The organism is Anabaena sp. FACHB-83 (assembly GCF_014697485.1).
Taxonomy (GTDB): Bacteria; Cyanobacteriota; Cyanobacteriia; order Cyanobacteriales; family Nostocaceae; genus Nostoc_B.
The window spans coordinates 15,759-33,820 of record NZ_JACJRY010000057.1; the positions used below are offsets into that span (position 1 = coordinate 15,759).

Annotated in this window: 27 protein-coding genes and 2 pseudogenes; 20 read left to right on the forward strand and 9 right to left on the reverse strand. The window is 40.7% G+C overall.

Translation table 11 applies throughout. The features are described 5' to 3' along the window. Positions 1 to 15: 15 nt before the first annotated feature. On the reverse strand, positions 16 to 336 hold the full coding sequence (locus H6G79_RS31990; protein ID WP_242048674.1) for a helix-turn-helix transcriptional regulator: 321 nt from the start codon (positions 334 to 336) through the stop codon (positions 16 to 18). Positions 337 to 631: 295 nt separating this feature from the next. After that, positions 632 to 808 carry a hypothetical protein gene (locus tag H6G79_RS31995; protein WP_190594510.1) on the reverse strand — a complete coding sequence of 59 codons (177 nt, stop codon included), beginning with the start codon at positions 806 to 808 and terminating at the stop codon, positions 632 to 634. Here H6G79_RS31995 and H6G79_RS32000 point away from each other — a divergent pair. The 3 genes from H6G79_RS32000 (at position 791) to H6G79_RS32010 (ending at position 2,524) form a co-directional block, all read left to right on the forward strand. Continuing rightward, positions 791 to 1,456: a hypothetical protein gene (locus H6G79_RS32000; RefSeq protein WP_190594511.1), complete on the forward strand. Its 666-nt coding sequence runs from the start codon at positions 791 to 793 to the stop codon at positions 1,454 to 1,456. The genes H6G79_RS31995 and H6G79_RS32000 overlap by 18 nt on opposite strands. 135 nt (positions 1,457 to 1,591) lie before the next feature. Beyond that, positions 1,592 to 2,131, forward strand: a complete 540-nt coding sequence (locus H6G79_RS32005) for a hypothetical protein (RefSeq protein ID WP_190594512.1) — start codon at positions 1,592 to 1,594, stop codon at positions 2,129 to 2,131. Between the two features lie 3 nt (positions 2,132 to 2,134). After that, positions 2,135 to 2,524 (forward strand): hypothetical protein, encoded by a 390-nt coding sequence (locus tag H6G79_RS32010; RefSeq protein ID WP_199334114.1) that lies wholly within the window; start codon positions 2,135 to 2,137, stop codon positions 2,522 to 2,524. Between the two features lie 54 nt (positions 2,525 to 2,578). Here the strand turns inward: H6G79_RS32010 and H6G79_RS32015 are convergent, their stop codons facing one another. Beyond that, positions 2,579 to 3,352, reverse strand: coding sequence for an Rpn family recombination-promoting nuclease/putative transposase (locus H6G79_RS32015; RefSeq protein ID WP_190594513.1), 774 nt, complete (start codon positions 3,350 to 3,352; stop codon positions 2,579 to 2,581). Between the two features lie 142 nt (positions 3,353 to 3,494). On the opposite strand from H6G79_RS32015, the gene H6G79_RS32020 reads away from it, so the two are divergent. The 4 genes from H6G79_RS32020 to H6G79_RS32035 are packed head-to-tail and all read left to right on the forward strand — an operon-like array spanning position 3,495 to position 5,424. After that, positions 3,495 to 3,764 (forward strand): hypothetical protein, encoded by a 270-nt coding sequence (locus H6G79_RS32020; RefSeq protein ID WP_190594514.1) that lies wholly within the window; start codon positions 3,495 to 3,497, stop codon positions 3,762 to 3,764. Further along, positions 3,764 to 4,630: a hypothetical protein gene (locus H6G79_RS32025; RefSeq protein WP_190594515.1), complete on the forward strand. Its 867-nt coding sequence runs from the start codon at positions 3,764 to 3,766 to the stop codon at positions 4,628 to 4,630. The genes H6G79_RS32020 and H6G79_RS32025 overlap by 1 nt, the downstream gene beginning before the upstream one ends. A gap of 58 nt (positions 4,631 to 4,688) precedes the next feature. Next, positions 4,689 to 5,042 carry a hypothetical protein gene (locus H6G79_RS32030; protein ID WP_190594516.1) on the forward strand — a complete coding sequence of 118 codons (354 nt, stop codon included), beginning with the start codon at positions 4,689 to 4,691 and terminating at the stop codon, positions 5,040 to 5,042. Between the two features lie 10 nt (positions 5,043 to 5,052). Beyond that, positions 5,053 to 5,424, forward strand: a complete 372-nt coding sequence (locus tag H6G79_RS32035) for a hypothetical protein (protein WP_190594517.1) — start codon at positions 5,053 to 5,055, stop codon at positions 5,422 to 5,424. Between the two features lie 15 nt (positions 5,425 to 5,439). Here H6G79_RS32035 and H6G79_RS32040 read toward each other — a convergent pair whose 3' ends face one another. From H6G79_RS32040 to H6G79_RS32050, 3 genes and pseudogenes are all read right to left on the reverse strand, one after another. After that, positions 5,440 to 5,814 carry a hypothetical protein gene (locus tag H6G79_RS32040; protein WP_190594518.1) on the reverse strand — a complete coding sequence of 125 codons (375 nt, stop codon included), beginning with the start codon at positions 5,812 to 5,814 and terminating at the stop codon, positions 5,440 to 5,442. Beyond that, positions 5,811 to 6,122: pseudogene (locus H6G79_RS32045) on the reverse strand (DUF5674 family protein); the annotation flags it as partial. The gene H6G79_RS32040 and the pseudogene H6G79_RS32045, both read right to left, overlap by 4 nt. A gap of 74 nt (positions 6,123 to 6,196) precedes the next feature. After that, positions 6,197 to 6,505 carry a hypothetical protein gene (locus H6G79_RS32050; RefSeq protein WP_242048675.1) on the reverse strand — a complete coding sequence of 103 codons (309 nt, stop codon included), beginning with the start codon at positions 6,503 to 6,505 and terminating at the stop codon, positions 6,197 to 6,199. A 281-nt stretch (positions 6,506 to 6,786) separates the two neighbouring features. Here H6G79_RS32050 and H6G79_RS32055 point away from each other — a divergent pair, with 281 nt between their 5' ends. The 13 genes and pseudogenes from H6G79_RS32055 to H6G79_RS32115 all read left to right on the forward strand — a co-directional run bounded on the left by H6G79_RS32055 (position 6,787) and on the right by H6G79_RS32115 (position 16,365). Beyond that, complete coding sequence (locus H6G79_RS32055; protein WP_190594520.1) at positions 6,787 to 7,005, forward strand: hypothetical protein; 219 nt, start codon at positions 6,787 to 6,789, stop codon at positions 7,003 to 7,005. A 184-nt stretch (positions 7,006 to 7,189) separates the two neighbouring features. Further along, entirely contained in the window at positions 7,190 to 7,606 is a 417-nt protein-coding gene (locus H6G79_RS32060; RefSeq protein WP_190594521.1) for a hypothetical protein, read from the forward strand. After that, positions 7,599 to 8,312 carry a hypothetical protein gene (locus H6G79_RS32065; protein ID WP_190594522.1) on the forward strand — a complete coding sequence of 238 codons (714 nt, stop codon included), beginning with the start codon at positions 7,599 to 7,601 and terminating at the stop codon, positions 8,310 to 8,312. The genes H6G79_RS32060 and H6G79_RS32065 overlap by 8 nt, the downstream gene beginning before the upstream one ends. A gap of 146 nt (positions 8,313 to 8,458) precedes the next feature. Beyond that, positions 8,459 to 8,629 (forward strand): hypothetical protein, encoded by a 171-nt coding sequence (locus H6G79_RS32070; RefSeq protein ID WP_190594523.1) that lies wholly within the window; start codon positions 8,459 to 8,461, stop codon positions 8,627 to 8,629. Positions 8,630 to 8,636: 7 nt separating this feature from the next. Further along, positions 8,637 to 9,047 carry a hypothetical protein gene (locus H6G79_RS32075; RefSeq protein ID WP_190594524.1) on the forward strand — a complete coding sequence of 137 codons (411 nt, stop codon included), beginning with the start codon at positions 8,637 to 8,639 and terminating at the stop codon, positions 9,045 to 9,047. 252 nt (positions 9,048 to 9,299) lie between these two features. Next, the gene (locus H6G79_RS32080) at positions 9,300 to 10,016 is read left to right on the forward strand and encodes a hypothetical protein (protein WP_190594525.1); all 717 of its coding nucleotides are present in this window, start codon (positions 9,300 to 9,302) and stop codon (positions 10,014 to 10,016) included. A gap of 24 nt (positions 10,017 to 10,040) precedes the next feature. After that, positions 10,041 to 10,475, forward strand: a pseudogene (locus H6G79_RS32085) (four helix bundle protein). A 71-nt stretch (positions 10,476 to 10,546) separates the two neighbouring features. Beyond that, positions 10,547 to 12,367: a hypothetical protein gene (locus H6G79_RS32090; RefSeq protein ID WP_190594526.1), complete on the forward strand. Its 1,821-nt coding sequence runs from the start codon at positions 10,547 to 10,549 to the stop codon at positions 12,365 to 12,367. Between the two features lie 18 nt (positions 12,368 to 12,385). Then, the gene (locus H6G79_RS32095) at positions 12,386 to 13,069 is read left to right on the forward strand and encodes a hypothetical protein (protein ID WP_190594527.1); all 684 of its coding nucleotides are present in this window, start codon (positions 12,386 to 12,388) and stop codon (positions 13,067 to 13,069) included. 67 nt (positions 13,070 to 13,136) lie between these two features. Continuing rightward, positions 13,137 to 13,790, forward strand: coding sequence for a hypothetical protein (locus H6G79_RS32100; protein ID WP_190594528.1), 654 nt, complete (start codon positions 13,137 to 13,139; stop codon positions 13,788 to 13,790). A gap of 147 nt (positions 13,791 to 13,937) precedes the next feature. Then, positions 13,938 to 14,453, forward strand: coding sequence for a hypothetical protein (locus tag H6G79_RS32105; RefSeq protein WP_190594529.1), 516 nt, complete (start codon positions 13,938 to 13,940; stop codon positions 14,451 to 14,453). A 191-nt stretch (positions 14,454 to 14,644) separates the two neighbouring features. Beyond that, positions 14,645 to 14,860, forward strand: a complete 216-nt coding sequence (locus H6G79_RS32110; protein ID WP_190594530.1) for a hypothetical protein — start codon at positions 14,645 to 14,647, stop codon at positions 14,858 to 14,860. Between the two features lie 266 nt (positions 14,861 to 15,126). After that, positions 15,127 to 16,365, forward strand: a complete 1,239-nt coding sequence (locus H6G79_RS32115; RefSeq protein ID WP_190594531.1) for an RNA-guided endonuclease TnpB family protein — start codon at positions 15,127 to 15,129, stop codon at positions 16,363 to 16,365. 10 nt (positions 16,366 to 16,375) lie between these two features. Here the strand turns inward: H6G79_RS32115 and H6G79_RS32120 are convergent, their stop codons facing one another. From H6G79_RS32120 to H6G79_RS32130, 3 genes are all read right to left on the reverse strand, one after another. Continuing rightward, positions 16,376 to 16,972, reverse strand: a complete 597-nt coding sequence (locus H6G79_RS32120; protein ID WP_190594532.1) for a hypothetical protein — start codon at positions 16,970 to 16,972, stop codon at positions 16,376 to 16,378. Positions 16,973 to 17,056: 84 nt separating this feature from the next. After that, positions 17,057 to 17,362 (reverse strand): hypothetical protein, encoded by a 306-nt coding sequence (locus H6G79_RS32125; RefSeq protein WP_190594533.1) that lies wholly within the window; start codon positions 17,360 to 17,362, stop codon positions 17,057 to 17,059. Between the two features lie 25 nt (positions 17,363 to 17,387). Further along, on the reverse strand, positions 17,388 to 18,062 hold a 675-nt coding region (locus tag H6G79_RS32130; protein ID WP_191049400.1), incomplete at its 5' end, for a hypothetical protein.

The window sequence follows — 18,062 nt, forward strand, 5'->3', positions numbered from 1 at the left end:
CGGCGGGCGATCGCTCTATGCTACTTGACTAAATAAATTAGAGGATTCATCGACAGGAAAAAGCTCTTCTGTTGTCTTGGTGGTTTCTATCTGATTTAGCTTTGCCTCTAATTGAGTAGTAGAGTTTCCAATTTCGTTGGGTTCATAGCGCAAAAAATCTCCCGGTTGGGCATCAAAAACTTTGCAAACTATTTCTTGAGTTTTCTGATCAGGATAAACATTGCGTTTGTTGTAAAGGCGGTAAGCAGTGGCCTGGGGTAGCCCAGTCTTTTTATGAAATTGATAAGCAGTTTCTACTCCTTTAGTTGCTAAAAACTCCTTTAAAACGTTAATCATTGGCATCCCCAAATGACTCCTATATGTATGCTACCTCCACCGAATGACACTATCACCCGATGATAAGTAATATTGATTGACCATAATCATTTTGATAGTTAACCCTCATTAAATGGTATGCCTCCATTGATTGACACCTCCATTTAATGGAGGTAGTATATAGATATAGGAAATCAAAACACTTGCACATATACAGCAAGAGATTTGCAGACATCAAAAATTTGACTAGTTCAAGATATTCACCACAATTAAAAGCAAACAATAGTTAGCTGCTATTAAATCCGTGTTTATCTTGTTAATTATCAAATTTCGCTAGTTCTAAGCTTTCAATAACGGTTCCGCCAAATATCGATGAGTGCGTTGTGGTTCTCCACAACGTTTGTAAAAACCAAAAGCGACCGCCCAGCCTGAGAAACTTCGCGATCGCTTTCATCCATAACGGAGATAAATAATTATGACCTACATTGCACATACACAGCAACCTGTTGACGCGCAATCCTTAGCCCAAGCCGAACTCGCGCAGTACATGAATCAGCAAGCGCAAGCTGTAGCCCCAGAAGAATTTACCAGCGTTGAAATCGACTTTTACAACCACGAGATTTACGCCAACGGTCAACTCATCGCCCAAATTACCTACGATCACCGTGATTTTGTGACTCAAAGATGGCTAGTAATGGTCAACAACAAAGAAGAATTCCGTGCTGATGCTTGGGGTAGGTGCTACCGCTACATCTGCACACATTATAAAGATAGTTCTTTACCAGTCCAAGAGCCAGAAACGCCAGCCGCTACAACAGGCAACGAGATCATGGTACAGATTTTCGACGAGTGCGAGAAGTATGGCTACTGCCTTGATGATGACGGCATTTACTCCAATGGCGAGAAACTGGGAGAAGTCGGTTTGACCGATGGTAAATGGTGGTTCATCCGTGCTGATGATACCAATTTGCAGAAAACCTTCTGTGATTCAGCTTCAGATGCAGTTTGGTGGTTATCAGTAGATAGTTTTTTAGTGGCCGCTGATGCGCTTGATGAATACTTGCAGTACAGACCGCTTGAGCAAATGCCTTCTCTTGAACTGAAAGAACTGCTCGATAGTGCGGAGTTTGTGGCTGCGTAGCACCAGGAAACGGGGCAGGGTTGAGGATTAACGGGAGTTACAGCTAATTCCCTTTTCCTCTACACCCCTGCAAGTCCTATCTACTACCTCATTCAATGACGTATCAAATATAGCAATCTCTTCATCAATACAATCATGGAAGCTACAATTTCGATTCCTCCGGTTTGGCAATATCCCCGTTTTGGCTTTGGACAACGGACAGAACGCGGTCAAATCATCGGCATGAAGTATTACGCCGAAGACACGTATCTAGCTGACGAATATGGTGCAGGGTGGCGTTACATTTTGCTACCAAACAAGAACACTAAAGACGATGAAACACGGATTGAGGATGACATAAAACTGCTTTCAGCACAGGAGTTAAAAACAGTTTTGGAGGCAGAAATTAACAGCTATCTGCGCCAAATTCAAATGCTGAAACATGAATTAAATGCAGTTGGTGTCAGTGTTGTAGCAACAAACTATACGGTTGAAGAAAACACCCAACCGCCTTATCCATCTCTGCACGATTTAGTTGATGCGTGTAAATTCATCCTCAAAGAAATCGCAAAACACCCCGATTACTTAACACTTGGATATCAGCCCGATTTAACCATTGGCGATGCTGAAACTGCGCTTTCTTATCTGGAGTTGGAACTCGAACCGAATCAAAACTTTGTTGTATCAGGAGATTGAATCATGTGCATTAGATGGTCTGAAGATGAACTAGCAACCCTCGACGAAATGGCCCAAATGTACACTCCAGGACAAATTGTTTTTCGCCTAAAAAGAAGAGGGTATCATCGGACAGTATCAGCTGTAAAATCCAAAATGCAGTCTTTGGGATATTCTACACGCCCTATTTTGGATAACTACAGTTGTCGTGAGATTGCTAAAAACCTTTGTTTGCATTCAAATACTGTTGCCAGATGGGTAAGGCTGGGTTGGTTGAAAGCCAAAAAGCGTTCTGTTCATTGTTATCAAGTCAAAAGTCGAGATTTGAAACAGTTTTTCAAAAGCCCTCCCCTTTCTATTAAAAAGCGGATTTCCGAAATAGATCCGCAGGTTGTTCGTTATTTGGTGGGGTAGTCAGTATTGAGCCGTTTGTGGAAGTCAGGGTAGTTCAAAAGCAGGTATCCTAAGTTACTCGTTGGTTTGCTGCTGCTGTAACTGTTGTACTGCTTCTGGGGGTAAGCCCGTTAGTCGAGTAATTAGGTCAATACTCATACCCTCTGCCAGCATATTAGCTGCAATTTCACGGGCTTTTTTGTTACGTCCTTGTTCTTCAGCTTCATTTTGAATCATTTGGTAAATAACTGATTCGCTCATGATATCTTTCCTGAATAAACGCCCAATCACTTCTTGATCTAATACTAGCCCAGCCAAGATTGCAGCAGCAGCAGAAATATTGCTTTGTGTCCGTCTTTCATCAATTTTATCAACAGCCGCCGCGACTTGTTGTAGTGTACTAGCCTTATTCTCGGTCGCACTTAATACAGCAAACGGCAGTAACCCTGGAGTTCTTAAAAATAGTTCTGGCGGTTGTTCCCACAGACGAATTACCTCAAATTCATGTCGCATCTTGGCTGTTACAAATGTGGTTTGATACACTTTTTCCGATGAGGTTTTATCCAAGTAAATTACAAATTGATGTATTTGTTTATTTGGATAGCGACGATATATCCGCAAGTAATAATCTGCCATCCGAAAAGGCATATCTTCATCAGGAGCCGTTTGAAATTCTACGTGGAGAACAATCTCATCTGATTGCAACATGATTAAAGCATCAGCACGAATTGGTTCTATCGATAATTCTGTTGGGCTTAACTTAGTTAAAGTAATAGGTTTACCTAATAGCCAAGTTGCGAAATCAGGAGAATATAATTCAGCAATCAGTTTACACGTATTGTCAAACATAATTTATTATTTAGTTAAATTTGATGGCAGATTTTTCTCACTTTGAATTAGCTATAATAACTAATTATAATCGATAGTTTAAAGAATTCATCTATTAAAAAATAGCTGCGCTGAAAATCATTGGAAGATTGACTATATTTGTATGGAAATCAAAACAATCTCTGTCACTTATCACCGAAAATTTAACTTGGGTGATTTTGAATCGGTAGAAGTAGGTTGTTCTCTGTGGGGTCAAATCGACCCAGAAGAAGACGCAGATGGAGCAACACAGTTTCTTTTTGAACAAGCCAAGGAATCTGTTAAAAAAGCAGCAATGCCATTAATTAAGGCATCATCACATCAAATGAACAAAGCTCGAATGTACAAACAGTCCGTTAAAGAAACAACTACTAATGAACTGGAGAACTTCTAATGAACACTGAAATCAAACTAGGTTTAGGTAATCCACCACTTCCTATTTACCTGTATGTCAACAAATTAGAAATTGATGGTCAAGCTTATGCTTGGTATAACTATGATGTTAGTCTTGATAAAAAGACTCCAGTAGCCGAAAGAGCATTAACAGGTTATTTGAGCGAGTTAAGGTTGACTGGTAAAGATTTCAAAGGCAAGGACAATATTAAATTAGATATTGTTGTCTTTGCAGATGATTTATATATCGTCAGAAGCGGAATTGAGACTAATTTTACAAAGTCTTTCTTACTTGCTGCATCACTTATAGAAGACTTCTCTAGACCTCTAACAATTGTTGCTACTCCTGGTGAAGAAAACGTCGTGTTCTGCGGATTATATGATGCTTTAACCAAGACCAAAATCCGTAGAGATTGGGATGCTAATGCAGATTGGGCAGGATTATTACAGCAGATTCAATCAAGATTATTCACCCGTCCTAAATATGATTTAGACGAGGATGAACGCGATCGCTCCGTTGTACAACAGCCTGCTCCAACACCGACAAAACCAGCTGCGATACATCCCCAAGATTTACGGGTCAAACAAGTCCGCACTTTGACAAATTACCCTATTGATCTAATCAAAGAGTGGTTGCAATTCCAAGATGCTTCGGCTCCCAGTCAACTGAGTGTGGCTGTGGTCGATAAGCTGGTGAGGGACATTTGCTTGTCGTGGGCTGCTGACAAGGTTGATTCAAATCATGCCACCAGTTCGTATCAGCAGCAGGTGTTAGGAGCGATCGCTTCTGGTACTGATGAAATTCAAGCTATTCAAGCATGGATGAATTATGTTGTGGGGCAAAGAGCAACTGTTAGCTCTCGCTAATTCTAGTTTTTTATAAGACAGCTGTTGCTGTCTTATTTTTTTCTTTATAGGAGTAAGTATGAACAACCGCAATCAAAAGTTAACCCAGGAATATCTAGCGAAGTACGACGAACCAAGCCTGATTGTGATTCGATATCGCTACATCAAACGTTCAAGAGCAAGAGATGTTGTTGAAAACGCATTGCTATCAGTAGGTATTGTTTGCCTGTTAAGCACAGTATTTTTGGGAATTGGTGCTTTAGGTTGTTGGGGATTTGAAATTATCGGAGCTAATTCGAGTTCTAGCATTATCAGTCACTATAACTGGCAAGCTCGGAAGAACATTTGTTTAGGTGGGATGTTGGTATGTATTTCGGGAGTTTTAGGTAGTGCTTTGTTGAATGGATGCCTGGATTTTGATGGAACCCAATAGGAGAGCCAAAATGTTAAAGCTTAAATATCTAAACCTTTTTATGGCTGCTTGTGGAGCAATTGTATTAGTCATTGGTAGCATTATCGGTATTAAAGGAGTAATCAAGGGAGAAGGTGCAAAGACTTGGTTTGCAGCTATATCTTTCATGCTAGGTGGAACTGCATTACAAGCAGCCGCCCTCAACCGTTTTTTCAAATATCAAGTCGATGAAGAGATCGACAGAACTAGAGAGCAAAGGCTTCAAGCAATACCAAAACCTTGCAGAGGGTGTCGCAATTTTCATGGTCTGGAATATGGAGGGGTGCAGATTGTATGTGCAATTCATCCACAAGGAGTAGAGGAGAGTACTTGCCCAGATCACGAAAAGTTCAGCAAGCCTTAATTGATTACCCTAACATTAAGCATTTAGTGGTTCTGGTTCTGTATCAGCTATTTCCAAAACCCGATGCAACCAATCCCCAGTTGCAACAGCCGCAGCTTGTTTTTGTTGGGCATCAGACCATATTTCGTCCCAATGGAATAACCAATTAGTCAGTAAACGAACTAAATCAACCAATTCACAAGCCCGGTCAATGTCATCCGCTTTCACCATGTCAGGTACAGTCCACTCAATAAAATACCGACTTTCTTTTACCAGAGGCAGCATTAAATCCTTTGATGAGTTTTGAGTCCAGAAAGACTGAATTTGCGACAAGTGACTTGCCAAATGATGTAAGCGGGTGGAAACATCATCTTTCATGAAGAGTTGTTGCTCTGGTGTTGGCTCGATCATAAATCTCCCAGAAACTCGTTAATCAGTTGAGCGACTCTTTCCCTAATGTTGGGGTCAAGTATTTCCATTTTACGATTCTGGCGTGGGCGGAGGTTGACCATCGACTCGTAAATAATTCTTCCCGTGCTAGGCATAAAACTAGCAGCCCAAATATCTTGCTGCCTACTACCATCTTTCAACAACTCTTTTTCACAATCAGCGTGCAGATCACCACCACCAGCTAATACTCGACGCTCAATATCTACTGCCGTTTTAATGTAGAACTTGTGTTCTTCGAGCATTTGCTCAATTTGTTCGGGTGTGGCGCGATCTCATAACAGTAAAATCAATCAGTTATCCTCGCTCAGGTTCATGCTTTCCACTTCGATTACTATCTCCTTAGCTATTCATGAAATTGTTCTCCAAGTTGCAGATGCTTGAGCAAAGCGATGGCTAACTCCAACACAGAATTTTGGTTCCAAGAAGGAATTTGGTCAAGCACATACTGGATAACAGCTTCAGGTGGTTCATCGGGAAGTGAACCAACTCGCAGCAAAGCATCGTTGGTACTTCTAATCATGCGCTCTAATTTTTCTGGTCTACTGCTACCGGGCAAAGTATCGAGTAAAGCTAGGACTTCATCTTTGAGTGAAACATTTTGATAACCAGAGCGTGGCATAGAAAATAAATTATCTAATAAGCAGTTGGGCATAAGTCAGAATCAAGAACTTTACCTAAAACGAATCGCTCCAGCAGTAGCTCGTTTAGCTTTCTGTATTTGATACAGAATTAATAGCGGGTGTAGCTCTACTTTCTTGTAGAAACTGACTCTTGAGTTCTGTGTTTTCATCATACTGTACAAGAAGAGTATTTCTAAACAACTACTTATTTACTGGATTAGTACAGTATTATTAATATAATTAGTTAGCCAAATTTTTTAGAGCTTTGTCTTGAGGAATATCAGACAAATAAGACAAAGGAGAAAAAAGAAAAATGAACCTCCTAGACTTCTTAAATAAATGGGCGGGTAACGACACAGAAACCGAGCAAAAACTTAAAGGAATGTTGTCCACATTTTTTGAGCGTGACCCACGCACAATTCGTAATTGGGTAAATAATACACCTCAATATGTCCGTTGGAACTTAAAAAGGTTAGATAAAGAGTGGGAGCAATTAGGCAGAATTAACTACGCCATTTTTTTTGAGGAATAGCGGAAATTTTTGTCACGAAATTGTCACGATTTTTTCCAGCCTGCTGATGGCAGGTTTTTTATTATAAAAGAGCAAGGTCAATTAACAGTTAACAAACTGTTTGTTAACTGTGAAAGTAATATCAATTTGACACGGATATTGACACGGGTATTGACCAACTTAATTTGACTATTGACTACCTAGAATGAATCAATCATGGAGAGAAGCACTTTTTAATCAAGAAAACACAGATTCTGCATTAAATCCCCTAGTTTTACCCATGACGAATGCCAAATCTTTGAGAATTTTGGGCATTTGCTATCGAACTTGGGGACGTTGGGAAGAAGTAGCAGAAACGATAGCTCAGTATAAACTGGCACAAATACAGATGAAGAACTTTGCAGAACAATACAGCCTCAGAGCGTCACCAATTCTTCCTTACCAAGTTTGGGTAGTGGGAAAAGTCGGAGAAATCTTTGATGGTTTAGCTCAAGGAACAAATAAATTGAATCTAGCTAAAGCAATTGTGGCGACAAATAAAGCCCAGTACAGCCGCAAAGAGTTTGAAGTCGAACAAATTAGATTTACAAAACCGTTAACAGGAGATTTACAAAATGTCTAACAAAGATACATTCACCCGCCAAGAATTATTTGAGTTATTAAGTGCCAGTTATCCTTCAGAGAAAATCCTTGCTGGGTTGCAAGAGTTGGCTAAAACAGACCCAAGTATTGATCCAGACGGCGAAGAGTTTGATGTGGAGGTGAGCGATCGCTTAGAGAGGCTGTTCAACCTAGCGCAGAAAACCCTAGATCAATCGAAGCTATTGGGAGGTGGTAGTAATTTGGCGAATATACAGACCCAAGCCATAGAAAGTGTAAGCGAACAATTGCAGATTGAAGGAGTCAGCCGCGAAACGTTCAAAGCGTTCTTGGACATTGTGGCAGGTAAGGCTGTAGCTAAAGCATTAGCTGTTCATCAATTTGAACAAGAACTATTCAACCAAATCAAGAGTGAGCTTGATGTTGAGAGTTTACAGCAACAAACACAAGCGGGATTGGAGGAAGTAGCATTTATCTATCAGTTAGCGAAGAACCCCGAAATCAGACAACGTATCACTCAAGACTACGGACTGAAAACTGCCCAAGAAATTAGACAAGAAGTTCAAACGCTCACCAATAGTGCGACCTCTGGTTTTGACCCGAAAGCATTTTTGGATGAAATAGGAGTCCCAACACCCGAAAAAAAGTCTACTCAACCAACAACGATTCAGGACATGAAAAATTTGACACGCTCTTTGTTGAGCAAACAACTCCAATCCCCAGCTTAATACAGAAATTATTTCAACAAAATTGGTTGGGCTTCTCAATTATTTTCTTTATGGTGTGTGTTGGATTGTCTGTTTACATTCGTGTGACTAATGCACCAAACCAGACAAGTACAGAACAAATTCAAGTTAGACAGTAAGAGGTACTCATGTGTCTAGAACGTGAAATATTAAATGCTGTCGGTTTTGAAACTCCTCAACTCGAACCAGAAGGTGTGGTGAATCAGGCTGAAGAAATAGTAGTCAAGGACGAACCAATCGCAAATACTATCGACAATTTCAGCAAACTGCTGGATGAATACGCCCCAGTTTCAAACTAATTTGGTAATGAAATACCAGAAACAAGCTTTATTGGGATTACTGGGAATGGGGTTAATCATTAGTCCTTGGTTGTCCCAACTGCCAGCGCAATTCAAAACTTACAACAGTGGCATCACCATCAGAGAATCAGAAGAACTAGAACGCATTAAAGCCGAGCAAAGGGCAGCGACCGCCGACAAAATTAATGAACTGGGAGTGATGCCCTCTTTCAAGAAGTTGCGAATCAACGATTATTTGGACTCCAAACGATTTAACCCCAGACCTAACACTACAGGTTATTTAGAAGATGAAATCGTTTTTGTTTATGACTCAACTGGTAAATGTGTTGGACGGATTGAACAAAGGCAGTGGAAATGGAAATATCGATTTAAAAATGCCTGTAAAAATTCGCCACTGTATCAAGATTCTTCTAATTGATTTACCGATTTGTGCTGTTAAAAAGAGAGCAGGGGAAGCAGGGGAAGATGAGGAGCAGGGGGCAAGGGCGGCAGGGGAGGAATAGATTGTAAATTATTTTCTTGTTCTTTTCTCTCCCCCTGCTTAACCTTGGCGTTAATGTAATAGCTCATCAAATATTTCCTACAGTCTCAATGAATCAATGTTTTTTATTCAATTTAATTGCTTACGTTTTAGAGCAAAAAATCCTTCACTTTATCGAAAACTTTTAGTATGAAATACCTCACTCCAAAAGATACTAATTCACAATCCAACCGGGAGCCATACCCACAAACCCAGACAAAAAAAAATGGCAGTGACATTTTAGAACTATTAGCTCAATGGATTGTGACTCTGGTATCATTGCCAGTCCTGTTTGTTTCGTATATTGTTGCTCAATTTGTCACTCCCGGCACATCTGGTTATAAGCTAGTTGGGGCAATCGGTTTTTGGATTGGCACATTACTTTCAACTGATAGTATTTGGCAGGTTTTATTTCAAGGAAAACCGATTTTCCCCTGGTTTGAACCCGAATGGATTGGTTGGATAGGTTGGCTACAACTGCCATTTAATGTTTTGTTTTGGATTAGTTTTGGCATCTCTGCACTCGTGCAAGTGATGGAAGCTAAGACTCTGCGCGGTAAAGATCCGGCTAGTGCCAAAAATGAGTTTGAGGAATCAAAACAATACACACTCGGCACTAAACCCACCGGAAATATCGATCTAACAGTTGCTTTGTGGGGCGATTATAAGCGGGCCGGCATGAAAGAGCGTTACGCAGGTGGATTGATTGCTTTATTTTTCTGGTTTTTAGATATCACTACCACATTCGTTGGGAGATGGCCTTTTAAATACACCAATCCACTCATAGTCCTGGCTTGCATTGTTTACAACATTGTGTCAATGGCAGCAGGAGAAATTGGTTACAGCATTTGGAAACTTACTAAATAGGGAGGGGAGCAGGGAGCAGGGGAGATGGAAAAACAACCTATTAAAAGTCACGAAGATTTAGAAGTTTATAAACTGGCGTTTGATGTAGCTATGCGAATTTTTGAGCTTTCTAAAACTTTCCCAGTTGAGGAAAGATACTCATTAACTGATCAAATTCGGAGATCATCACGTTCTGTTTGTGCAAACATGGCGGAGGCATGGAGAACAAGAGGCAAGGGGGCAGGGGGCAGGGAGCAAGGGAAACAACTTTCAAATCTCCCCCTGCTCCCTGCTCCCAATCTCCCCTGCCTATAAAGTGAGGCAGAAGCCGCAGAAACCCAGACATGGTTGAAGTTTGCTGTCAAATGTAATTACCTCAATGCTGAAGCAGCTAGAGAGCTTTACTCTACATATAACCGAATTCTCAGCATTCTAGTCACCATCATTAACAATCCATCACCTTGGATTATAAAACGTTAATTACTCCCCCCTGCACCCTGCACCCTGCCCCCCTGCAACCCACACGATAAGACTTCACTAGGACAAGAAAAATGGAATCACCCATACCAATGCTTGGAACTCAAGAAACGGCACAATTACGTGGCGATTATCCCAGCATTGAGTATTTGGAAGCTGGTAACATCGCCTCTTGGTTGCAAGAACGCCAAGACCAGTTGTTAGTTCGGGCAACAGACGAACGCAATGAAATGAATCTCGCTAAGTTCATCACCTTGGCCACATCTGCGGTTGGTGCGGTTTGCTATGCCACATCTCCCCTTGCTCCTATTGGTGCGGTTGTTGCCGGAGTTGGTTATCTCTGGTCAATTGTCCAAGACTTAAACGATACTCATCAATTTGCACCGATTCCATTCATTCGTGGCGACTTCCTCAGTTTCCTTTCGGCTATGGGTGATAGTGTTGCCAGGGAAGAATATTTTGCTAACCAAAATGAGCTTGCCGAGTTAATGCTGCACTTAGAGCCAATGGAGAAATACGAGTTCGCCATGCTCAAGCAATGTTCTCATGTTGTGTGCGAATACCTGAATGCCGTTGAGCCTGGAAAAAGATTTTATGCCTACCGTTGGTTGTTGGACTGGTTTATTCAACTTAAAGGGCAGTTCCCTACTACTGAGCAGCTATCTGGGCATTTGGCGCAAGTTACTATCGACCCCAGAGTGAACTATCAACAAGTTACAGCAATTCAGCAAGCAACCAAGCCCCAGAATTTAGGTATCCCTCCTGCGCGGTTTACGCAGTTACCAACTCCAGTCTCTCAAACAACACAAGCATTAACACCACAAATTAATCAGGATGAGATTTATCCTGTGCATTCGGGAGCATCCGCTTCCTCCACCATAGATCACATTATTAATACTGAAATTTCCACTTACACAAAATCTCCCCATGCTGAATATGACTTAATCGCTCACATCGCCAGAAAAGTTACGAATATGCTGTGGGTTGGTGTCCCTGGTTCCGGCAAGGGCATCACCATTAGCAATGCCATCGATGCCATCAAGCGGCTACATCCTGGCATACATATCTTTTATATTGACCCCAAAGGTGACGAAAAAGAAACTGGTTACTTCAATGGTCGTGTTGATACCCTCAAACGCGCCAAGATTGTTGAAATGTCTCCAGCCGAAGCCGTCAGTTGGGTCAAAGAATGCTTTACCGAGTTCCAGAAAATCTCCGGCCCAAAGCTGATCATTCTCGATGAAGGCACGGCTGTTTGTTCCAAGTTCAAAAATGCCAAGGGTGAAATTGGTTGGCTCAAGGACAAAATCATTTCTTACTGTTCTTGCGGTGATAGCTCTGGCTGGCATTTCTGGATTGTCGTTCAAAATCCCCACACCGACGACTTGGGTGTTTCTGGGGGTTTGCGATCTCAGTTAACCTCAGTGGCGTTGGTTTCTCCAGATAATGTCCCGGCTTACAGTGCCATGATCGCCACACAGTTAATTCCGAGCGATCGCAAGATTACTTCCACTCAAGTAATGCAGATTGCACAGAGTTCGCCTGTAGGTCGAGCCGTTTATTACGGCGGTATCAATGAATGGTTTCCTATGCCCCAATTGAAAAACTTCTCTGGGTATGACCGCGACACTAACAAGTTTATTGATTCTACACCAAGCAATAAACAATCTTTTGAGGCTGAAACTAATTCATCAGGGACACCAAAAAGCCAAGCTCAACATCTGTTAGCTCTTTTAGAGAAAACTACAGCATCAACAATTGATGAGTTTATCCAAAATGAATTGAACTTAGAAGGAATTCCACCAGAATTAATGCGCTTGGGAATTGAACGATTGCTTCAAAATTCGCCACTCAAATATAAATTCGACGGTAGCTTGAACAGTAATCAAAACTAACATTTTCAGGAGAGCAATATGCAATCAGTTCTTAACCTTTCGCTCCCTCTTAAACACAACTTGCTCATTGGTGCGCCTTGTGCTGGCAAAGATGTTTTTGCTAATCAGTCCATCAAAAGTATCAAGCAACAACGACCAAACCTCAAGGTTTATGTAATCGACATCAAAGCCTATTCCAGCAAAAGCCAATACTCTTCTTGCGCTGACATTTTGTGGATTCAGGACTCTTCTGCTGTCGTCACAGATTCGGATGTAGAAAAATTTGTGGCGTGGATACGGCACTGTTTTACTGAATTTGAGTCTCTCGAAGGTGAAAAATTACTTGTTTTACCAGAGAGTACGTTGATCTTTCACTTTTTTGGTCAAAACAGAAACAACAGAACTTGGTTGGCGAATAAAATCATCAATTATTTGTGCTTAGGGAATGCGGCGGGTATCTATATTTGGTTGCTTGGATCAAGTTTCTTCGCCAGCGAAACGGGAATTAGCCGACAGTTTTGGGTGTCCTTCAATCCAGTTTTGATTGTTCACAAGGATAATCTTGCTCTTTACAACTATCTTCTGGGTACAGATTTTCTTCCCAAAGATTGCAGGCTGAGTGCGGAGAGAATTAGAGCGATCGCATCCCAGTCACCCGTGGGTAGGGCTGTTTACCACGATGGTCAGTGGTTGCCAATGCCGGAGCTTGCTCTTGCCCAGTAACAGAGAAGAGCATCAATCAGCAGTTGTTGATGCTCTATTTTTTTCAATTTATAATTCAACCAACCTTATGCAAGAACAAAATCAAAATAATCATCCACTCAGCCCTTTTTCTAGGGTTGCCAATAGCATTGTGAAGCTGATTAATAGTATTTCTCAAAGCTTTCAACTTCAAGAGCGTGAACTTTTAATTCGGAAACAATGGGTAAATAATCTGGAAACCAGCAATTTGCTGAAAGAACAACAAGAATTTATCAATCAAGCTAATCAACGGATGCCCATACTGCTAACATCAAAGTCAAGATTAATAATTTTGGAAGCAATACTGGTTGCTCATGCCAGAGATGGACAGCCTATAGATGACGTGGTTACAGCAATTGAGGTATTGAGAAAGAATATCCTAGAATTAGATACTTCATCGAATGTCAACTTACAAAACCAGCCCCCCGTCCACCATCAACCCAAAGACCCAGTAATTACACATCGTCATCAATACGATTTCCCTATTTTGAGCGAAGTTGGTGGCTTAATTACTGATGCTCGGAACCTAATATTACTTGTCCCTTTGATTGCTGCTTTCTCTGCTTTAATTTTACCCATCACTAATCCCAGGCTTTGTAATTCATGGGAGAATTCTAGCGGTACTTATGAAAATAAAAGTTTGTATTGTCAATTTGTTAATAAGTTGAATAGCTTATTTTCTGATTATCAAAAAATGGAATAATCCACTCCATCAACACCCTGGAAACACAAGCTCTTCATCGGGGTTTCAACAGTGTGTTTGAGGCTGGTGGTGAAGGTCAGAAACTTCGGTGTGGGGGCGGTTGTTTCCAGGGCTTTGACAATTCGCAGTTAAGAACCAGGAGTTGCCATGAAATTTAAAAAATTCAATGGATGTGCCAAGTGGCAAGAAATTTCAGACTTGTTTGTATCTCTCAAGTCTGAGGCTCTTGGAACATTAAAAAGTAGTTCTCGAACAATTTGCGGGAAGGAGGTGTCCATTCAAGTTGAACCTCACCGAAGAGAACCCAATTGGAGAAGAATTTGGTTGGCTGTAAATGGATCAAAGGTTAGCGAAAGAGAGATTTTGCATTTAGTCGAAAACAAAATCGAAGACGAAGAACATGTGCTTGATAATCGTCTTGAACAGCAATTTAACGCTTTCGCATTGGAGGCTGGAATCGCTTTAGAGGTGGTAGCACCAGAACATTTTGACGACTCAGAAAAAACTTATTTCGTCGTTCCCCGTCACCCTGGTACTTATCACCTTGATGATGGTAGTATTGATTGCTACATTGCCATCAATTCTACTGTTGATCAGTATGCCTTTGGTGATTCGCCAGAAGAAGCATTATGCGGATTATCGACAAACCCATGCAAAGTTTAAGTTAAACAGCCCAGTATGCAGCGATCGCCTCAAAGGATGATCCGAGATATTCCGAGAAATCGAAGTTTTAGCCTTTTCCGACCAACTCCAGGTTTGTTGCTTTAATGTTGGGATAGACAATCAAAAACTATTTAATCAAAATACTTACTATTAACCAATCAAAAAATCAAGTTAACTCTCCAATTTTAGAATTGGAAAACCCGAAAGAAAAGCTAGAACGTGAACTAAGCAAGCCTGAACTAATCCATTACTATTACCAGCGATTGGCTCTAATTCAAAACCCACATCTCCGCGCCAACCCCAACACCAAAGATTTCCCAGAAGTAAAAACAGACCCACAAAAGTTTGCTGCTTTTGACCTCGCCGTAGAGCTTCATCGGGCTGGCAGTTGCCCGTGGGTTGGGTGAAGGATGTTAGACAGGGTATTTGCCCTTGCATCTTGTTGGAATTGCCCCGAACTTACCTGAATCAGCAAGAAGGCTCACACCTACCCGATAGGGAGGTGTTGAGATGAATTGCGAGTGAGTCGAGTTGCGTAGTCTTGACGATTTTGAGCGTAGCGAAAACAGGAAAAGACTACAGCGACGAGACGAGCAAAATATTCTGTTTTCAGTTAACACAACCGTGACAATGGGTATTACTATAAATATATAAATATGGTAAGGTCGATACCATGTATAGAGCAGTTAAAGTTAGAATTTATCCCACTGACGAGCAAGAATCATATTTATCCCAGTGTTTTGGTAATAGCCGATGGTTATGGAATTATATGCTTAATGCCACAACTACAGCGTATAAAGAAACTGGTAAGGGTCTTTCTAAAGCAGCAATGGATAATTTGCTTCCGGGGTTGAAAAAAGAGTATGAATGGTTGGGACTTGCATACAGTCAAGTGTTACAACGAGTAACATTCAATCTTTCTAGTGCGTTTGTCAACTTCTTTGAAGGTCGTGCTAAATTTCCTAACTTTAAATCTAAGCATGGTAAACAATCAATTCAATATCCCCAAAACGTGAAACTGATACCAGATGATTCTGTAATCAAATTTCCTGGTAATTTGGGATTAGTGAAAACCGTATTTCACAAACAGCTACCAGATGCAAAATTCACAACAGTAACAATATCAAAAAATGCAGATGGTAGATACTATGCTTCTATTTTGTTTAATCAAGAGGATCAGCCTGTAATAGCAGTTAGAGACGCTATAGGGGTTGACTTAGGATTAAAGAATTTTGCTATAACTTCCGAAGGTTCTAAGTATGACCTTCCAAAAAAACAATTAGCGAAATTAGAAAAGAATAGAAAGCGTAAACAGAAAAAACTAGCTAAAAAGACGGATAAAACATCTAAAAAACGTCAGAAGGCTAAACGTTTAGTAGCAAAAGTTTCTAGCAAAATAGCTAGAGTAAGAGAAGATTTTCTACATAAGTTATCTCGCAAAATAGCCTACGAAAACCAAGTTATTTGTGTAGAAGATTTGGCAGTTAAGAACATGGTAAAAAACTCCAACTTGGCTTCATCAATATCAGACCAAGGGTGGGGAATGTTTCAAACTATGCTCAAGTACAAAGCAGAGAAATTTGGACATACCTATCAAGAAATAGGTCGTTTCTTCCCATCTTCTCGACTTTGTAGCGAGATGCTACTACCTATCCCAATGCTACAGAAAGGATATAATTCCTTGGGTGTCAGGTTTGTAGATTGTCCACACTGCAACAAACAGCATGATAGAGATATTAATGCTGCAATAAATATTAGAAATGAAGGATTGCGACTTTTGGAGTTAGGAACTAGCTCTTCTGCCCTTGGAGGGGATGTAAGACCAAAATCTTCGGGACGTAAAAAATCTACGAAGGTTGAGGCAATCCCCATTGAATTGGGAAGCCTACACTGTACCGCAAGGTCAGTGTAGGTAGTTCACTCTAAGATACAAAGCTTGTTAGCATACCTAGCAGTTGATTAACTGGAGGAATGTTATACTCTAGCAACCCAATAGTAACGATAGTGTCTTCTAATTTGAGAAATTTCCAGCGATCTCCTGTAGTGACGGTTCCGTAAATTGTGGGAATAGGAGTCTGATTTTGTTGATTAAACTTTTGAGCAGCAATCATAGACGCAATACACTGTCCTAACCCTGCATTTAAGTCTTCTCTTTTGGCTTCCACTATTACCACTGCTGGAGCTTCAATAAATAATTGTTCTGTTGATTTACTAATGAGAAAATCACAAACTCCGTTTAGTCCAACAGAAGAATCAACTGTGAAATCTGTGCCGGAAAATAAGCTAATTTCGTTAGATAATGTATCTTTAATTTCTAAAAGAACTGGAGATATCAACCATTCGGATCTAGCTTTTTCAGTGTTCACCGCTAGAGCTAATGGTAAGTGCTTTTCTAGAAATGTCGATAAAAAATCACTTGGAGTTATAGGTTCAATATATTCAAGAAAGGTGGGACGCTCAACTATGGTGAGATTAAATTCAGCTTTCACTTTCTTGAGGGTAAAATCACTGTAAGACATAAGTTTACCTATTTTACAAAATCAAAATTTGATTTAACTGACTGGGTGCTAATCCCTCTCTCGCCACAATAGGCTGGTTCTCATCTACAAATCAAAATCCAGGCTGAATGTTTTACCCTCATTATCCTCCTGTTCAGCGTAGGTCGATACATTAGTAACAGACTGTTGAGATACTTCTGACTTGACATCTATTCCGTTGAAATCGGACGTATAAGCTATTGGTTGCTGTGTAGTTAACACTCCTTTTTTGAATGCAAAATAGCAATCGATAATGAAATGAATAGTTTCCACATAGCTTTTGTCCAATTGTTTAGCCTCTGCTAGTATGCGTTGACGATAACTATTTCTAATGCGTACTTTGTCTAAGACATCATCTTGATTATTAGCCATTGCTTTGTCCTACTGGGTTGATTTACTAATTTTTGTTGACTATCGCTTTTGCCATTTCTAGTAATCCCGCAGCATTAGCCTCTACTGGATTGTCTAAGACTTTAAACCCATTTTTCTCTAAAAGTTTTTTAAACCCTGGCAATAGACAGCCGCCACCAATCGCCCAGATTTCATCACCTTGGTGTTTGGCATCCAACGCCATACCCACTACTTTTTTCAAATACTTCTCATACCAATCTTTAAAACAAGCTGTGTACACATCTTTAATATCAATGTCACGGCTATATCTGGTGTGTCCCATCTCCAGGGCATACCGTACTTTCGATGGATCTCCTAGCTTGCCGCCATTGAGATGTTTCATTTTTTGGGCAATTTCATCGATGAGAACTTCTACACCCACAGGGTAAGGAGTGTGTACTTCCCGCTTGCCTTGGGTGTATCGAGAATATAGTGTTGTGCCATTACCAAAGTCGATAACTGTTAATTTCTTCGGTAGTGCTTGGCCAAACAATGCCCCCATTCCTTCGGGAACAACTTTCAGGACTTCTACTTTTACCTCTGAGGGTTTGCCAGCCAGGACAGCGTGATATTCTCCATTGAGTACTTGGGTTAAGTCTTTTGCTAGAGCGACATCATGCAAGCTGACGACTAACTTTAAATGCCATGCTTTGCGGTGTGGCAAATGTGCTAATGCTCCCAA

Bases quoted from the DNA above. Each gene is read 5' to 3' on its own strand.
- H6G79_RS31990 (WP_242048674.1), bottom strand. From the start codon at position 336: ATGATTAACGTTTTAAAGGAGTTTTTAGCAACTAAAGGAGTAGAAACT.
- H6G79_RS32000 (WP_190594511.1), top strand. From the start codon at position 791: ATGACCTACATTGCACATACACAGCAACCTGTTGACGCGCAATCCTTA.
- H6G79_RS31995 (WP_190594510.1), bottom strand. From the start codon at position 808: ATGTGCAATGTAGGTCATAATTATTTATCTCCGTTATGGATGAAAGCG.
- H6G79_RS32005 (WP_190594512.1), top strand. From the start codon at position 1,592: ATGGAAGCTACAATTTCGATTCCTCCGGTTTGGCAATATCCCCGTTTT.
- H6G79_RS32010 (WP_199334114.1), top strand. From the start codon at position 2,135: ATGTGCATTAGATGGTCTGAAGATGAACTAGCAACCCTCGACGAAATG.
- H6G79_RS32015 (WP_190594513.1), bottom strand. From the start codon at position 3,352: ATGTTTGACAATACGTGTAAACTGATTGCTGAATTATATTCTCCTGAT.
- H6G79_RS32020 (WP_190594514.1), top strand. From the start codon at position 3,495: ATGGAAATCAAAACAATCTCTGTCACTTATCACCGAAAATTTAACTTG.
- H6G79_RS32025 (WP_190594515.1), top strand. From the start codon at position 3,764: ATGAACACTGAAATCAAACTAGGTTTAGGTAATCCACCACTTCCTATT.
- H6G79_RS32030 (WP_190594516.1), top strand. From the start codon at position 4,689: ATGAACAACCGCAATCAAAAGTTAACCCAGGAATATCTAGCGAAGTAC.
- H6G79_RS32035 (WP_190594517.1), top strand. From the start codon at position 5,053: ATGTTAAAGCTTAAATATCTAAACCTTTTTATGGCTGCTTGTGGAGCA.
- H6G79_RS32040 (WP_190594518.1), bottom strand. From the start codon at position 5,814: ATGATCGAGCCAACACCAGAGCAACAACTCTTCATGAAAGATGATGTT.
- H6G79_RS32050 (WP_242048675.1), bottom strand. From the start codon at position 6,505: ATGCCCAACTGCTTATTAGATAATTTATTTTCTATGCCACGCTCTGGT.
- H6G79_RS32055 (WP_190594520.1), top strand. From the start codon at position 6,787: ATGAACCTCCTAGACTTCTTAAATAAATGGGCGGGTAACGACACAGAA.
- H6G79_RS32060 (WP_190594521.1), top strand. From the start codon at position 7,190: ATGAATCAATCATGGAGAGAAGCACTTTTTAATCAAGAAAACACAGAT.
- H6G79_RS32065 (WP_190594522.1), top strand. From the start codon at position 7,599: ATGTCTAACAAAGATACATTCACCCGCCAAGAATTATTTGAGTTATTA.
- H6G79_RS32070 (WP_190594523.1), top strand. From the start codon at position 8,459: ATGTGTCTAGAACGTGAAATATTAAATGCTGTCGGTTTTGAAACTCCT.
- H6G79_RS32075 (WP_190594524.1), top strand. From the start codon at position 8,637: ATGAAATACCAGAAACAAGCTTTATTGGGATTACTGGGAATGGGGTTA.
- H6G79_RS32080 (WP_190594525.1), top strand. From the start codon at position 9,300: ATGAAATACCTCACTCCAAAAGATACTAATTCACAATCCAACCGGGAG.
- H6G79_RS32090 (WP_190594526.1), top strand. From the start codon at position 10,547: ATGGAATCACCCATACCAATGCTTGGAACTCAAGAAACGGCACAATTA.
- H6G79_RS32095 (WP_190594527.1), top strand. From the start codon at position 12,386: ATGCAATCAGTTCTTAACCTTTCGCTCCCTCTTAAACACAACTTGCTC.
- H6G79_RS32100 (WP_190594528.1), top strand. From the start codon at position 13,137: ATGCAAGAACAAAATCAAAATAATCATCCACTCAGCCCTTTTTCTAGG.
- H6G79_RS32105 (WP_190594529.1), top strand. From the start codon at position 13,938: ATGAAATTTAAAAAATTCAATGGATGTGCCAAGTGGCAAGAAATTTCA.
- H6G79_RS32115 (WP_190594531.1), top strand. From the start codon at position 15,127: ATGTATAGAGCAGTTAAAGTTAGAATTTATCCCACTGACGAGCAAGAA.
- H6G79_RS32120 (WP_190594532.1), bottom strand. From the start codon at position 16,972: ATGTCTTACAGTGATTTTACCCTCAAGAAAGTGAAAGCTGAATTTAAT.
- H6G79_RS32125 (WP_190594533.1), bottom strand. From the start codon at position 17,362: ATGGCTAATAATCAAGATGATGTCTTAGACAAAGTACGCATTAGAAAT.